The sequence below is a fragment of the Streptomyces sp. Y7 genome, from assembly GCF_043195415.1.
Taxonomy (GTDB): domain Bacteria; phylum Actinomycetota; class Actinomycetes; order Streptomycetales; family Streptomycetaceae; genus Streptomyces.
Map to the genome: position 1 here is coordinate 41,802 of NZ_JBIDDQ010000012.1, position 13,478 is coordinate 55,279.

The following is a 13,478-nucleotide window of genomic DNA, read 5'->3' on the forward strand; positions in this document are numbered from 1 at the left end:
CTGAACTGCCCTCGAGAATCGACCGTAGCACGGCTCGGTTCAGTGAGTGAACCGGTGCAGGTAGAATGGGGCCATGACACTCCCCAGCACCTACGCGGACGGCAACTGCTCGCTGGCGCGCACCTTGGAAGTGGTGGGGGAGCGGTGGACGCTCCTCATCGTCCGCGACGCGTTCTTCGGGGTGCGCCGGTTCGGGGACTTCGCCACCCAGCTCAGGATCCCGCGCGCCGTACTGGCCAACCGGCTGAAGTCCCTCGTGCAGGAGGGCGTGCTCACCCGTGACGAGGACGCGGCCACGGGGGTCGAGTACCGGCTGACGGCCAAGGGCGTCGAACTGTGGCCCGTCGTACGCGCCCTGATGAACTGGGGAGACACCTTCTACTCCCCGGCGGGAGTGAAGCGGGCCCAGCGCCACGACCGGGACGGCGGACTGCTCGACGCCGAGGGGCGCTGCCAGGACTGCGGATCGGTCGTTCCGGTCCCGGAGGTGCGCATCGAACCCGGGCCCGGATTCGAGCCGGAGGGCGCCGACGGCGACCCCGTGTCCAGGGCGGTCAACACCCCACGACGACTCCTCGAACCGATCGCGCCGGCCCCGGCCCCCAGCTGATCATCGGAGGCCGTCGAACTCCGTGACGGCCCGGCCGAGGTCGCGCTCGACGTCGCCGGGTGTCTGCAGGCCCCTGCTCGACAGATGATCCAGCCGCGCACGGGTCTCGGGCAGCCCGACCAGGGCGACGAACGTGGCCGCGTCGGAGCGCACGTTCGCCGGGGCCGGCAGCGTGAGGTCGTTGACGGCGCGCTTGGCGGCCCTGACCCCGGCGGGCGGGAAGCCGGCGATCCGCTTGGCCAGACGTTCCACGAAGCCGTCCAGCTCCGCGTCGGGCAGGGCGCGGTTGATCCAGCCGTACCGTTCGGCGAGGTCGGCGTCGAAGTCGTCGGCGCCGGCGATGGCCTCGATGGCGCGGGCACGGCCCAGCCGCCGGGTCAGATGCTGCACCCCGCCGGCCCCGGGCATGGCTCCGGTGCCGGCCTCGAACTGCCCGAAGACCGCGTTCTCGCGGGCGGCGAAGATCATGTCGCAGGCCAGGGCGAGTTCGTTGCCGCCGCCGCGGGCCCGGCCGCGCACCTTCGCGACGGTGATCACCGGGACGTGCGCCAGCCTGTACAGGAACATGCCGAGCGAGGCGTCACCGGGACCGCCGGCCTTCGCCGCCTCCGCCGTGTACTGCGGGATCGCCGTGAGGTCCACGTGCGCCGAGAAGTACTCGGCCGAGGCGCTCTCGATGACGACGACCCGCACGTCACCGGGGTCGTCGTACAGCGTGCCGACGAGCGAGACCAGGTCGCGTACGAGATCGACGCCGATGAGATTCAGGGGACCCGCGGCGAGGGTGGCGAACAGGACGCCGTCCTCCTGCCGGGTGTGGATCGACGAGTAGGCGAAGCTCATGATCACTCCTTGCCGACGAGCACCTGCCGTTCGGGGCGATCCGTCCCTTCACTGTACGAGGGTCCGCCCGGGGTCACGCGGTGAGCGGGCGCGCCCACGGGCGCCGTCGCGTCCGGCGCGATCGGACCCCGGCGGCACCATTCCCGTACGGCGTGACGGCGCCCGCCCGGGGGCTGCCGAACGGGGGAGCCCCAGGTGCGTGAGGGTGGGCTGCGTTCGAGCCTGGGGGCATGAGCATTCGCCCCTGGGTCGTCGTCGAGGCGCCGGACAGCCGCGGGCTTCGCCGGGTGACCAGGGGCAGCGAAACGGTGGGCAGTGCCTGGTCGCCGGGCGACCTGCGCCGCATCCTGCGGCGGCTCGGCTTCCCGGACGACACCGACCTGGACGACCCGGCGTTCATCTGCTGGCGCGGTGGCGACAGCGGTACGTGGCCGGACCGCCCGTGGCGAAGACGCGCGACCCTCGCCCTGATGACGGCCGGGCTGCTGGCCTCCATGGTGCTCGGCGCGATGGTCGGCTGGCCGGACGCCACCGGGGCGCTCACCTTCGCCCAGCGCATGACCGGGGTCCTCTTCGTGCTGACCGGTCTGGTGCAGGGTGTGGCCGCGGCGACGGCCCTCGACTACTTCGGGAGACGGCAGTTCAGGGCGTCCGGGGCGATCGTCCTGCTCGGGGTGCTCATCGCGCTGGCCACGGACAGCCTGCTGCTGTTCATGTGGCTCGAGGAGACGGAGTACACGCCGTACCTGCTGATGTTCCTGCCGCTGTGGTGCTGGTCCGTCTGGGCGCTCGTGGTCCTGGTGCGGGAGGACTGCTGGAAGGGGGTGCCGCGGCCGAAGCGGTTCGCCGCCGGGGTGGTCGTCACCGCGCTCCTGACCGGCGTCAGCCTGGCGTACTCGACCATGTACCAGCCGACGGCGGCCCCCATGCACCTCTCCCTGAAGGCGAAGTTCGGGGTGGCGCGGGCGGATCGGGGGAGGCCCTTCGTGCATGTGCCGGTGACGCTCCATGTGAAGAACACCGGCGGCATTCCCGTCTACATCACCAATGACATCTACACGGTCCGCGGCAGAGGCGCCACGTACGCCGAAACCCCCGGGAGCGCGGACATGTTGCGGGAGTGGAGACAGAGCGCGGGAAAGGGGACCACGCTCGGGGACCTGGAGCGCTACGCGGCCGTCCTCAGAAAGGTCGTCATCAGCAGCGGTCACGTCTACGGACCCGGAAACTGGCTCGAAGTCGGGCAGGAATACTCGGTGGACCACGTGTTCCAGATTCCCAAGGACGCGCCTTTCGGGACCGTCGCCGTGACCATGCAGGTCTCCTACATGAGAAAGGACCGGGGAAAACTGGACGTAGACGAGTTCAAGAATCCGCACTACACATGGCGGCCGAGCGAGGAGGGGTACTACTGCCCCTGGGAAACGTGCGGCCAGCAGCTCGTCTACAGCGGACGAGTCCGGCACAACAACAACCTCATCAACGTGACGCGCAAGCCCCGCTTCGTGTGGGCGACCTGGGCGCCGGGGCGTCAGCCCTTCGCCGCGGTCTCCTCCCTCACCCACTGGGACAAGGCCGCTTCGCAGAACGAGGTGCGGAGGGAGATGGACCGGTACGGCGCCGCGTACATTCGGGCCGATGCCGAGGTCCCGGTCGCGGAACTGCTGAGATCCGCCGGCCCGTGACGAGGGTCCTCGCCGCCTACGAATCGTCGCTGTCGCTCCAGTCCCCCGCATAGATCCCCCGCTCCTCCAGGTACATGGCGGACTGCTTGCAATGGGCCACCGATTTCCCGCCGACTTTCGAGTTCAGCTCGTCCACCCGCACGATGTCGGCAAGACCGGCTATGAGGTCGGTGACCGGGAAGGGGGCGTGTGTGTTCTGGCTGTTGCGCAGGAAGGCGCGGACGTCGAGCATGCCGCTCTCCTCGGCCCTGGCCTTCCAGAAGTCCTTGACTCCCACGCTGTCCCAGCTCTCGGGAGTCAGTTTCTCCAGCCCATCGGAAAGTCTCCGCTCCGAGACGGAACCGAACAGGGCGGTCGCGCACACCTCGGCGGCCTTGCCGAGAGAAGCGCCCGACGGCTTCTGAGCCGAGGCGGCCTTTCGCTGCTCGTGCTTCATACGGGCCGTCTGCTTCCGCATCTCACGCATGGCTTCGGACCGGTCCTCCCGCGAGGCATCGGGGTCGCTCGCCCGCCTCATCTGCCGACCGGTCTGCTCGGCCCGGTCCAGGAGCTCCTGCTGATCTCCCGAAGGGCTCTCCTGCTGCCCAGCCGTGTGCGAACCGGTCTGCCCCCGGGGCGGGTCCCCGTCGATGAGGTAGCCGATCGACGCACTCACGGGCACTCCTGTGCGCCCGGTCTCTCCGCCACCGCCGGTGTGCTCCATGGCGTAGTTGAGGTCCTCGACGATCGTCGCGAGCTGCTCGCGCACCCTCTCCGGTGTCCCGGTGTCCGCGATCATGTCGAGGGCGGACATCGTCCGGGCCGACACCAGCAAGAGCCTCGACCGGTCCTCGGCCGTCACCTCCGGCCCCCGGCCCGCCTCCAGCGTGGCGGTCACCTGCCGCACGATCCCGGTCAGCCGGTCCCGCAGCTCGCCGGGTGTGCCGTCGTCGGCGATGACATCGAGCGTCGCGGTCAGCGCCTCGGCGCTCTCGGTGACCGCGCCCCGGTCCTGGGGCGTCGTCTCCGGGGCGGTGACGGCCCTGAGCGTGGCCGTCAGCGAGTCGACTGACGACCTGAGCTCCTCGGGCACCTCGTCACGCTTCTCGTGCAGAGCCGCCGTCACCTCCGCGACCGCCCGGGTCTGCTCCGGCGGGGGCTCGGCCGTTGTCTCGCCCTCGGTGACGGGTGGGTCTGACTGCTGGTCAGAGGGTGTTGTGCCGCCCGGACTCGACTCGTCGGCCGGTGCGGAGTCGGCCGGGGGATCGCTCGGCACCTCCGGCTGGGGAGACGGAGGAGTCTCCGCCGGCGGCGTCGTGGCGGGGGAGGGGGGTGTGTCGGACGTCGGTGACGGGGGCGGCGTGGAGGCCGGCGCCGCCTGGGCCACCGCACCCGTCAGCCCCACCGGCACCGCGAGTGCCGCCGCGAGCAGGGATGCGTGGACCCTGTGGAAGGCGTACCGCCGAGTGGTTCTGGCCATGATGGTTCCAGATGCGCTGGGCGCTGTACCGCTTCACCTGTGTGCCGACCCGGGCCTGTGCCTCCACTGTTCCCCCGCTCCGCGCATCCCGCAATGCGAACGCCCCGCCCCGGGCCGGGTGTTGCCTCCACCGCTGCGGACATCCCGATAGTTGTGGGATGCAATGGGATCCGGACAGGTGTCTCCGGCGTCTACACGGGCATGGACCTTGAGAAGCCACCGGCTCGGCAGCAGCACCCGGCGCCCGAGGGGTGTCTTGCCGTCGCGATCCGGGTGCCCGTGCGGATCGTCGTGCTCGTACTGGTCGTGCCGGTGCGGATGGCCTGGGACGCCCTCGTCGTCGCGGGGCGCTTCCTCGGCGACACGGTGCTGCGACCGCTGGGCCGGGCGCTGCTGTGGCTCGGCCGGGCGCTCTTCGTGTGGCCGTTCGTGGCGCTGTGGCGGTACGTCGTGGTGCCGGTCGCCAAGGGCCTCGCCTGGCTGGGGAACGTGCTCTTGGTCATACCCCTGGTGTGGCTCTACCGGTACGTGCTGACTCCCGTCGGGCACGCGTGCGCGTGGGTCGCCCGCGGGATCGGCGCGGGGCTGACATGGCTGTACGCGCGCGTGCTCACGCCCGTCGGGCACGCCGTGCTGTGGGTTCTCAAGGGGCTCGGCGCGGTGCTCGCCGCCCTCGGGCTCGGGGTGTTCGGCGCCGTGGCCTGGCTGGCGCGGTACCTCCTCGTGGTACCCGCCCTGTGGCTGTACGAGTGGGTCCTCAGACCGGTCGGCCATGCCGTCGCCTGGTGCGCGAAGGGCGTCGCGTGGCTCGTGAGCACCGTCGTCAATGGCATCGGCATCGCCCTGTACTGGATCGTGCGCGTGCTGTTCGTGCTGCCCGCGCTGGGCCTGTACCGGTGGGTCCTCACCCCGGTCGGCCGGGTGCTCGCCGTCGTCGGCAGGGAGATCTGGGACGCCCTCGGGCACGCCTGGCGGATCGCCGGCCACATCTCGCTCGCCGTCGGCCGGTTCCTCGCGAACGTCTTCCGGTGGACCTTCGTCGAGCCGGCCCGCTGGGTGTACCGGACGGTGCTCACGCCCGTCGGGCACGTCGTCCGGGACGCGGTACTGCGGCCGGCGGCCGAAGCCGCGCGCAGTGTCGGCCGGGCCACCCGGCAGGCCCTCGCCGCCGCCCGGGAGTCCGTACGGCAGGCACGCGCCGACTTCCGGCGGATGCTGTTCGGGGAGCCCCGGGAGCATGAAGCCGTGCCCGCGCGGGAACCTCGGGGCCGCGAGACACGTACTCTTGGTAGTAGTACGACCGCTCTCACGAAGGACTGAACGACACTGGGCAAGCGACAGCCCGAAGGCCCGCCGCCCGCACCCGCGGTGCAGCGCATCCGACTGCGCTACACCAAGCGCGGCCGCCTCCGGTTCACCAGCCACCGTGACTTCCAGCGCGCCTTCGAGCGTGCGCTGCGCCGTGCCGAGGTGCCGATGGCGTACTCGGCAGGGTTCACGCCGCATCCGAAGGTGTCGTACGCCAATGCCGCACCCACCGGCACGGGCAGTGAGGCGGAGTATCTGGAGATCGCCCTCACCGAGGCGCGTGATCCGGAGCAGCTGAGAGTGCTCCTCGACGCGTCGCTGCCCGCCGGGCTCGACGTCGTGGACGCGGTCGAGGCCCGGGTCTCCGGGCTCGCCGACCGGCTCACGGCGTCCGTCTGGGAGCTGCGGCTCGACGGTGTGGACCCGGCCGACGCCGCGCGAGCGGTCGCCGCGTTCGACGCCGCCGAGTCCGTCGAGGTACAGCGCATGACCAAGAACGGCGTGCGCACCTTCGACGCCCGACCCGCGGTCGCCGAACTGAAAAGCTCCGACGCTTCAGACACAACAGAAACGCACAGTTCCCAGGCTGATAGGCCGACCGACCAGCCCTGTGCGATACTGCGGCTGGTTGTTCGGCACGTGACGCCTGCCGTACGACCCGACGACGTCCTGTCCGGTCTCCGCGCCGTGGCCGACCTGGCGCCGCCGGTCCCCGCAGCGGTGACCAGGCTGGCGCAGGGGCTGTTCGATGAAGAGACCGGCACCGTGACCGACCCGCTCGCGCCCGACCGCGAGGCAGCGACGGCCCCAACCGAGGCCGAGCCCGCTGCCGCCGCGACGGCGCCGGCGTAAGGAAGGTTCCGTAGGGACGGACGTCGAAGCGCCGCCCTCGTACTCGGGAGCCACCTGGGTCGGGCAGCGCACCGACCAGAAGACTTTCGCCAGGCCGTACGCATGAGGCGTACGGAACCGGCGAGACAGGACACAGAGAGCTCCCGTGCGGCGCCCGCGCCCCGGACGGCGGCAGTCGCGCACCGCGCGAGCCGCGGACGTCACCGGCATGTCGCCGGACCAGGTGCGGCGCCCGGGAGCCTGACGGGAGAAACGCCCGCATGCTCGAACCGACCGAACCCACCGAGGGTTCCGAACTGAACACTCCGAGCGACACCCTGCCGCCGCGCCGTCGGCGTCGTGCCGCGTCCCGCCCGGCGGGACCGCCCGTGGCCGCCACCGAGGCGCAGCCCACGGAGGTTGTCGAGCCGGCCATACCGGTCGCGGACGCCGCGGATGTCGCGGCCGTGACCGAGGCCGAGAAGGCCGAGGAGAACGTCGAGGCCGTCGAGGCCGAGGCCGAAGAGACCGAAGAGACGACGGAGGCCGTCGCGGCTGCCGAGGAGGCCGCGCCCAGCGGTCGTCCGCGTCGCCGTGCGGTGCGCCGCGCGTCCGCGCCCGCCGGGTCGCCCGAGGCCGCCGAGGCTGCCGAGACAGTCGTTCCCGTGACGGCCGCCGCGCCGGTCGCCGAGGACGAGACCCCGGCCGCCGAGGCGCCCGCCGAGCCGGCCGCGCCCCGTTCGCGTCGTCGTGCCGTGCGCCGCGCGTCGGCACCCGCCGGCGCCCCCGCGCCCGTCGAGGGGGCCGAGACCCCTGCCGCCGAGAGCACGGCCGCTGCCGAGGCGCCCGCCGCCGCGGAGGTCGCCGAGCCCGTCGAGGCCGCCGAGGAGACCGCCCCGCGCCGCACGCGCCGTCGTGCCACCCGCCGGGTGACCGCGCCCGCCGGTGGTCCGGACGCCGCGGAGACCCCTGCCGCCGAGAGCACGGCCGCTGCCGAGGCGCCCGCCGCCGCGGAGGTCGCCGAGCCCGTCGAGGCCGCCGAGGAGACCGCCCCGCGCCGCACGCGCCGTCGTGCCACGCGGCGTGGAGCCGAGGCCGCCGCCGAGACGCCGGAGCCCACCGAGACGTCTGAGCCCACCGAGGCGCCGGTGACGGCCGAGGCCCCCGTGGCCACCGGTGGCGACACCGGGACCGCCGCCGAGGCCCCGGCCGCCGAGACCGGTGAGGACGCCGGACCGCGCCGCCGCCGTCGGGTCGTCCGCCGGGCCGCCGCCGGGTTCGCCGAGCCCGCCCGGGCCGCCTCCTCCGGCAACGCCGAGGACGCCGAGGACGCACCGCGTCCGGCGCGCCCCTCCGTGGCCGTGTTCCAGGCGCCCGTGTTCACCGAGCCCCAGTTCCAGACGCCCGAGCGCGCCGCCGCGGCGGCCGCCGCCGAGGCGGAGACCGAGGACGTCGAGGAGGAGTTCCCGGAGGAGCAGGCCGGCGCCTCCAGGCGCCGTCGCCGGCGCCGCGGCGGCTACGCCGAGGAGCCCGAGACCCAGGCAGCCGAGACCGCCGCCGAGGACGAGACCGAGGAAGCCGAAGAGGCCGGCGAGGACATCGCCGACGGCGACGACTCCGAGGAGACCGGTTCGCGTCGTCGCCGCAGGCGTGGTGGCCGGCGTCGTCGTCGCGGTGAGACCGCGGACGCCGACGGTGGTGACACCGACGGCGACGAGACCGCCGCCGCGCAGGCCGAGCAGGACGCCGAGGACACCGCCGAGCAGGAGGAAGAGGACGCGGAGGACGCCCGTGGCGAGGACGGCGGCGGGTCCAGCTCCAGCAGCCGGCGCCGCCGGCGCCGTCGGCGTCGCGCCGGTGACTCCTCCGTGGACACCGAGCCCGGCGACGGCGACCCCGAGCGCACGGTCGTCAAGGTCCGCGAGCCCCGACCGAAGGCCGAGCCGTCCGACGAGGTGCAGTCCATCAAGGGCTCCACGCGTCTGGAGGCCAAGAAGCAGCGCCGCCGCGAGGGCCGCGAGCAGGGCCGCCGCCGGGTGCCGATCATCACCGAGGCCGAGTTCCTGGCCCGCCGTGAGGCCGTCGAGCGCGTGATGGTGGTCCGCCAGCACGGCGAGCGCACCCAGATCGGTGTGCTCGAGGACAACGTGCTCGTCGAGCACTACGTCAACAAGGAGCAGGCCACCTCGTACGTCGGCAACGTCTACCTGGGCAAGGTCCAGAACGTGCTGCCGTCGATGGAGGCCGCCTTCATCGACATCGGCAAGGGCCGCAACGCCGTGCTCTACGCCGGTGAGGTCAACTTCGAGGCGCTGGGCATGGCCAACGGCCCGCGCCGGATCGAGTCCGCCCTGAAGTCCGGCCAGTCGGTGCTCGTCCAGGTGACGAAGGACCCGATCGGTCACAAGGGCGCGCGTCTGACCAGCCAGGTCTCCCTGCCGGGCCGCTACCTCGTGTACGTCCCCGAGGGCTCCATGACCGGCATCAGCCGCAAGCTGCCCGACACCGAGCGGGCCCGGCTGAAGACGATCCTCAAGAAGATCGTCCCCGAGGACGCGGGCGTCATCGTGCGCACCGCCGCCGAGGGCGCGAGCGAGGACGAGCTGCGCCGCGACGTGGAGCGCCTCCAGGCGCAGTGGGAAGAGATCCAGAAGAAGGCCAAGAACGGCAACGCCCCGACGCTGCTGTACGGCGAGCCGGACATGACCGTCCGGGTCGTCCGCGACATCTTCAACGAGGACTTCTCCAAGGTCGTCGTCAGCGGTGACGACGCCTGGGAGACCGTCCACGGCTACGTCTCGCACGTGGCGCCGGACCTGGCCGAGCGGCTCCAGAAGTGGACCAGCGAGGTCGACGTCTTCGCCACGTACCGGATCGACGAGCAGCTCGCCAAGGCGCTGGACCGCAAGGTCTGGCTGCCCAGCGGCGGTTCGCTGGTGATCGACCGGACCGAGGCGATGGTCGTCGTCGACGTCAACACCGGCAAGTTCACCGGTCAGGGCGGCAACCTCGAGGAGACCGTCACCAGGAACAACCTGGAGGCGGCCGAGGAGATCGTGCGCCAGCTGCGGCTGCGCGACCTCGGCGGCATCATCGTCATCGACTTCATCGACATGGTGCTGGAGTCCAACCGGGACCTGGTGCTGCGGCGTCTGCTGGAGTGCCTGGGCCGGGACCGTACGAAGCACCAGGTCGCCGAGGTGACCTCGCTGGGCCTCGTCCAGATGACCCGCAAGCGGGTGGGCCAGGGCCTGCTGGAGTCCTTCTCCGAGACCTGCGTCCACTGCAACGGCCGCGGTGTCATCGTGCACATGGAGCAGCCGACGTCCACCGGCGGAGGCGGCAAGCGCAAGAAGCGCGCGCGGGCCGGTGCCGGTCCCGACCACGTCCACGAGGCGTCCGTCGCCACCGAGCCGGCCGAGACGGCCGAGGAGGAGGCGGAGACCGAGGCCGAGGTCGCTGCCGAGGCCGCCGAGCCGGCCGCGCTGCCCGAGCCGGCGTTCGCGCCCGACGAGGAGCTGTACAGCAGCGTCGCCGAGGCGGAGGCCGCCGTACGCGGTGGCCGTTCGCGGCGTCGCGGGGGCCGGCGGGTGTCCGCTCCGGCGGGCGCGCCGAAGAAGGCCGAGACGGTGCCCACCGCTCAGGACGTGACCGTCGCCGAGGAGATCGAGCGTCCGGTGCAGCCGGAGCCGGCCGCCGAGGCCAAGGCCGAGCCGGCCGCCGTCGAGGACGCGGTCGTGCCGACCGAGGCCCCGGCCGCCGAGGAGGCCGCTCCCAAGGGCCGTACGCGGCGTCGCGCCACCCGCAAGGTGTCCGCGCCCGCCGGGTCGCCCGCGGGGGCCGAGGCCACCGTGGTGACCGTCGGCGAGACGGCTGCCGCCACGCCCGAGCCGGCCGCCGAGGCCCCGGCCGAGGAGGCTCCCGCCGAGCCCGGGCCGGCCGCGGAGAGCGCCGCCCCGGCCCGTCCGCGCCGTCGTGCCGTGCGCAAGGCCACCGCGCCGAGCACGTCCGAGGAGGCGGCCGTCCTGGTCGTCCCGGCGGGCGAGACGCAGGCCGAGCCCGTCGCGGAGGAGGGCGTCGAGGAGGCCGCTCCGGCCAAGAAGACGGCCCGTAAGACGGCGAAGAAGGCGACCGCGAAGAAGGCCGCCACCAAGAAGACCGCGGCCAAGAAGACGGCCGCCAAGAAGGCGACGGCCAAGAAGGCGGCGACCGCCAAGACGGCCGCGGCCAAGGCGACGGCGAAGAAGACCACGGTCTCCGCCGCCACCGACGAGTGACACACGGCGCATGAACGTGTGGTGCGGCCGGTCCCTGTGACCGGCCGCACTCTCTTGGGGCCCGGCCCGGTTTGACCCCTTCGGCCACCGCCCCGTAACCTTGACCGTCGGCGTGTCCGTGGATATAGGCACGCCACATCCCCGTAAACCTCTTCCTCCGGAGCACTGGGTGTCCTGGAGAGGCTGTCCGCGTGCCGGACGGCTGGACTGCGGGGGTGCCGTTCCCGAGCGAGAGAGTGAGATCCGCGTGTACGCCATCGTGCGCAGCGGTGGTCGCCAGCACAAGGTTGCTGTCGGCGACATCGTTGAGGTTGACAAGATTTCCACTGCCAAGGTTGGCGACACGGTCGAGCTCTCGACCCTGCTCGTTGTCGACGGCGACGCTGTGACCAGCGACCCGTGGGTCCTGGCCGGCATCAAGGTCCAGGCCGAGGTCGTGGACCACCACAAGGGCGTCAAGATCGACATCCTTCGCTACAAGAACAAGACCGGCTACCGCCGTCGTCAGGGCCACCGCCAGCAGTACACGGCGATCAAGGTCACTGAGATCCCCGCGGCTGCGAAGTAAGGGACTGAGGAGAGATGGCACACAAGAAGGGCGCATCGTCCACCCGTAACGGTCGTGACTCCAACGCTCAGCGCCTCGGCGTGAAGCGTTTCGGTGGTCAGGTCGTCAACGCGGGCGAGATCCTGGTCCGTCAGCGCGGCACCCACTTCCACCCGGGCGCGGGCGTCGGCCGTGGCGGCGACGACACGCTGTTCGCGCTGCAGGCCGGTTCGGTGCAGTTCGGCACGCACCGTGGCCGCAAGGTCGTGAACATCGTTCCGGTCGCCTGAGTCTTCTGACTTCACGGCTCAGACCGAACGTTTCGCGAGGCGGACCTCACTTCCCGTGTGGGAAGGCGGGTCCGCCTTTCGCGTGTTAGGCAAGAGACATATCCGTACGTTTTCGCAGTGCTGGAGGCACCTACCATGACCACCTTCGTGGACCGCGTCGAGCTGCACGTCGCCGCGGGTAACGGAGGCCACGGCTGTGCCTCCGTCCACCGTGAGAAGTTCAAGCCGCTGGGCGGGCCCGACGGCGGCAACGGCGGGCGTGGCGGCGACGTCATCCTGACCGTGGACCAGTCGATCACCACGCTGCTCGACTACCACCACTCGCCGCACCGCAAGGCCACCAACGGCAAGCCCGGTGAGGGCGGCAACCGGTCGGGCAAGGACGGCCAGGACCTGGTGCTGCCGGTGCCGGACGGCACGGTGGTGCTCGACAAGGCGGGCAACGTCCTCGCCGACATGGTCGGGCACGGCACGTCGTACGTCGCCGCGCAGGGCGGCCGGGGTGGCCTCGGCAACGCCGCACTGGCCTCGGCCCGGCGCAAGGCGCCCGGATTCGCGCTGCTCGGTGAGCCGGGGGACCTGCAGGACATCGTCCTGGAGCTGAAGACGGTCGCCGATGTGGCGCTGGTCGGGTACCCGAGCGCCGGCAAGTCCTCGCTGATCTCGGTGCTGAGCGCCGCCAAGCCGAAGATCGCGGACTACCCGTTCACGACCCTGGTGCCCAACCTCGGTGTGGTGACCGCCGGCTCGACCGTGTACACCATCGCCGATGTCCCGGGCCTCATCCCGGGCGCCAGCCAGGGCAAGGGCCTGGGCCTGGAGTTCCTGCGGCACGTCGAGCGGTGCAGCGTGCTGGTGCACGTCCTGGACACCGCGACGCTGGAGTCCGACCGTGACCCCGTCTCCGACCTGGACATCATCGAGGCGGAGCTGCGGGAGTACGGCGGCCTCGACAACCGGCCGCGGATCGTCGTCCTGAACAAGATCGACGTGCCGGACGGCAAGGACCTCGCCGAGATGGTGCGGCCGGACCTGGAGGCCCGTGGCTACCGGGTCTTCGAGGTGTCGGCGGTGGCGCACATGGGTCTGAAGGAGCTGTCGTTCGCGCTGGCCGAGCTGGTGGCGGGCGCGCGGGCCGCGAAGCCGACGGAAGAGGCGACGCGGATCGTGATCCGGCCCAAGGCCGTCGACGACGCCGGGTTCACCGTGACGCCCGAGGAAACCGGCGGGGAGCCGCTGTTCCGGGTGCGGGGCGAGAAGCCCGAGCGCTGGGTGCGCCAGACCGACTTCAGCAACGACGAGGCGGTGGGCTATCTCGCCGACCGGCTCAACCGCCTCGGTGTCGAGGAGGAGCTGATGAAGGCGGGTGCCCGCGCCGGGGACGGCGTCGCCATCGGTCCCGAGGAGAACGCCGTCGTCTTCGACTGGGAGCCGACGATGATGTCCGGAGCCGAGATGCTCGGGCGCCGGGGTGAGGACCACCGCTTCGAGGCACCGCGGCCCGCCGCGCAGCGCAGGCGTGACAAGGAGGCCGAACGGGACGAGGCGTCGCGGGAGTTCGACGACTTCGAGCCGTTCTAGACAGCCGTTTCCGACGACGCCGGGGTGCCGTGAGGCGCCCCGGCGTC

The 13,478-nt window shown here is 72.0% G+C and carries 10 protein-coding genes; 8 read left to right on the forward strand and 2 right to left on the reverse strand.

Translation table 11 applies throughout. The features are described from left to right. Positions 1–73: 73 nt before the first annotated feature. Positions 74–610 carry a winged helix-turn-helix transcriptional regulator gene (locus ACGFW6_RS26790; RefSeq protein WP_393514862.1) on the forward strand — a complete coding sequence of 179 codons (537 nt, stop codon included), beginning with the start codon at positions 74–76 and terminating at the stop codon, positions 608–610. Here the strand turns inward: ACGFW6_RS26790 and ACGFW6_RS26795 are convergent, their stop codons facing one another. Continuing rightward, positions 611–1,453, reverse strand: a complete 843-nt coding sequence (locus ACGFW6_RS26795) for an enoyl-CoA hydratase/isomerase family protein (protein ID WP_393514865.1) — start codon at positions 1,451–1,453, stop codon at positions 611–613. It lies immediately after the preceding gene. A gap of 230 nt (positions 1,454–1,683) precedes the next feature. Here ACGFW6_RS26795 and ACGFW6_RS26800 point away from each other — a divergent pair, with 230 nt between their 5' ends. Next, positions 1,684–3,138: a hypothetical protein gene (locus tag ACGFW6_RS26800; RefSeq protein WP_393514868.1), complete on the forward strand. Its 1,455-nt coding sequence runs from the start codon at positions 1,684–1,686 to the stop codon at positions 3,136–3,138. A gap of 16 nt (positions 3,139–3,154) precedes the next feature. Here ACGFW6_RS26800 and ACGFW6_RS26805 read toward each other — a convergent pair whose 3' ends face one another. Then, positions 3,155–4,597 carry a hypothetical protein gene (locus tag ACGFW6_RS26805; protein ID WP_393514871.1) on the reverse strand — a complete coding sequence of 481 codons (1,443 nt, stop codon included), beginning with the start codon at positions 4,595–4,597 and terminating at the stop codon, positions 3,155–3,157. A 201-nt stretch (positions 4,598–4,798) separates the two neighbouring features. On the opposite strand from ACGFW6_RS26805, the gene ACGFW6_RS26810 reads away from it, so the two are divergent. The 6 genes from ACGFW6_RS26810 to obgE all read left to right on the forward strand — a co-directional run bounded on the left by ACGFW6_RS26810 (position 4,799) and on the right by obgE (position 13,431). Further along, on the forward strand, positions 4,799–5,917 hold the full coding sequence (locus ACGFW6_RS26810; protein ID WP_393514874.1) for a hypothetical protein: 1,119 nt from the start codon (positions 4,799–4,801) through the stop codon (positions 5,915–5,917). 48 nt (positions 5,918–5,965) lie between these two features. Continuing rightward, positions 5,966–6,757: a TIGR03936 family radical SAM-associated protein gene (locus tag ACGFW6_RS26815; RefSeq protein ID WP_393514877.1), complete on the forward strand. Its 792-nt coding sequence runs from the start codon at positions 5,966–5,968 to the stop codon at positions 6,755–6,757. Between the two features lie 260 nt (positions 6,758–7,017). Then, the gene (locus ACGFW6_RS26820) at positions 7,018–11,013 is read left to right on the forward strand and encodes a ribonuclease E/G (protein WP_393514880.1); all 3,996 of its coding nucleotides are present in this window, start codon (positions 7,018–7,020) and stop codon (positions 11,011–11,013) included. Between the two features lie 247 nt (positions 11,014–11,260). Then, the gene (rplU, locus tag ACGFW6_RS26825; RefSeq protein ID WP_007381993.1) at positions 11,261–11,581 is read left to right on the forward strand and encodes a 50S ribosomal protein L21; all 321 of its coding nucleotides are present in this window, start codon (positions 11,261–11,263) and stop codon (positions 11,579–11,581) included. A 14-nt stretch (positions 11,582–11,595) separates the two neighbouring features. Continuing rightward, on the forward strand, positions 11,596–11,850 hold the full coding sequence (rpmA, locus tag ACGFW6_RS26830) for a 50S ribosomal protein L27 (RefSeq protein WP_010041940.1): 255 nt from the start codon (positions 11,596–11,598) through the stop codon (positions 11,848–11,850). Between the two features lie 135 nt (positions 11,851–11,985). Further along, complete coding sequence (gene obgE, locus ACGFW6_RS26835; RefSeq protein WP_393514884.1) at positions 11,986–13,431, forward strand: GTPase ObgE; 1,446 nt, start codon at positions 11,986–11,988, stop codon at positions 13,429–13,431. The last annotated feature ends 47 nt before the right edge of the window (positions 13,432–13,478 follow it).

What these genes read in the sequence shown, in the direction of transcription:
- ACGFW6_RS26790 (WP_393514862.1), top strand. Translation starts at nt 74, where the DNA reads ATGACACTCCCCAGCACCTACGCGGACGGCAACTGCTCGCTGGCGCGC.
- ACGFW6_RS26795 (WP_393514865.1), bottom strand. Translation starts at nt 1,453, where the DNA reads ATGAGCTTCGCCTACTCGTCGATCCACACCCGGCAGGAGGACGGCGTC.
- ACGFW6_RS26800 (WP_393514868.1), top strand. Translation starts at nt 1,684, where the DNA reads ATGAGCATTCGCCCCTGGGTCGTCGTCGAGGCGCCGGACAGCCGCGGG.
- ACGFW6_RS26805 (WP_393514871.1), bottom strand. Translation starts at nt 4,597, where the DNA reads ATGGCCAGAACCACTCGGCGGTACGCCTTCCACAGGGTCCACGCATCC.
- ACGFW6_RS26810 (WP_393514874.1), top strand. Translation starts at nt 4,799, where the DNA reads ATGGACCTTGAGAAGCCACCGGCTCGGCAGCAGCACCCGGCGCCCGAG.
- ACGFW6_RS26820 (WP_393514880.1), top strand. Translation starts at nt 7,018, where the DNA reads ATGCTCGAACCGACCGAACCCACCGAGGGTTCCGAACTGAACACTCCG.
- rpmA (WP_010041940.1), top strand. Translation starts at nt 11,596, where the DNA reads ATGGCACACAAGAAGGGCGCATCGTCCACCCGTAACGGTCGTGACTCC.
- obgE (WP_393514884.1), top strand. Translation starts at nt 11,986, where the DNA reads ATGACCACCTTCGTGGACCGCGTCGAGCTGCACGTCGCCGCGGGTAAC.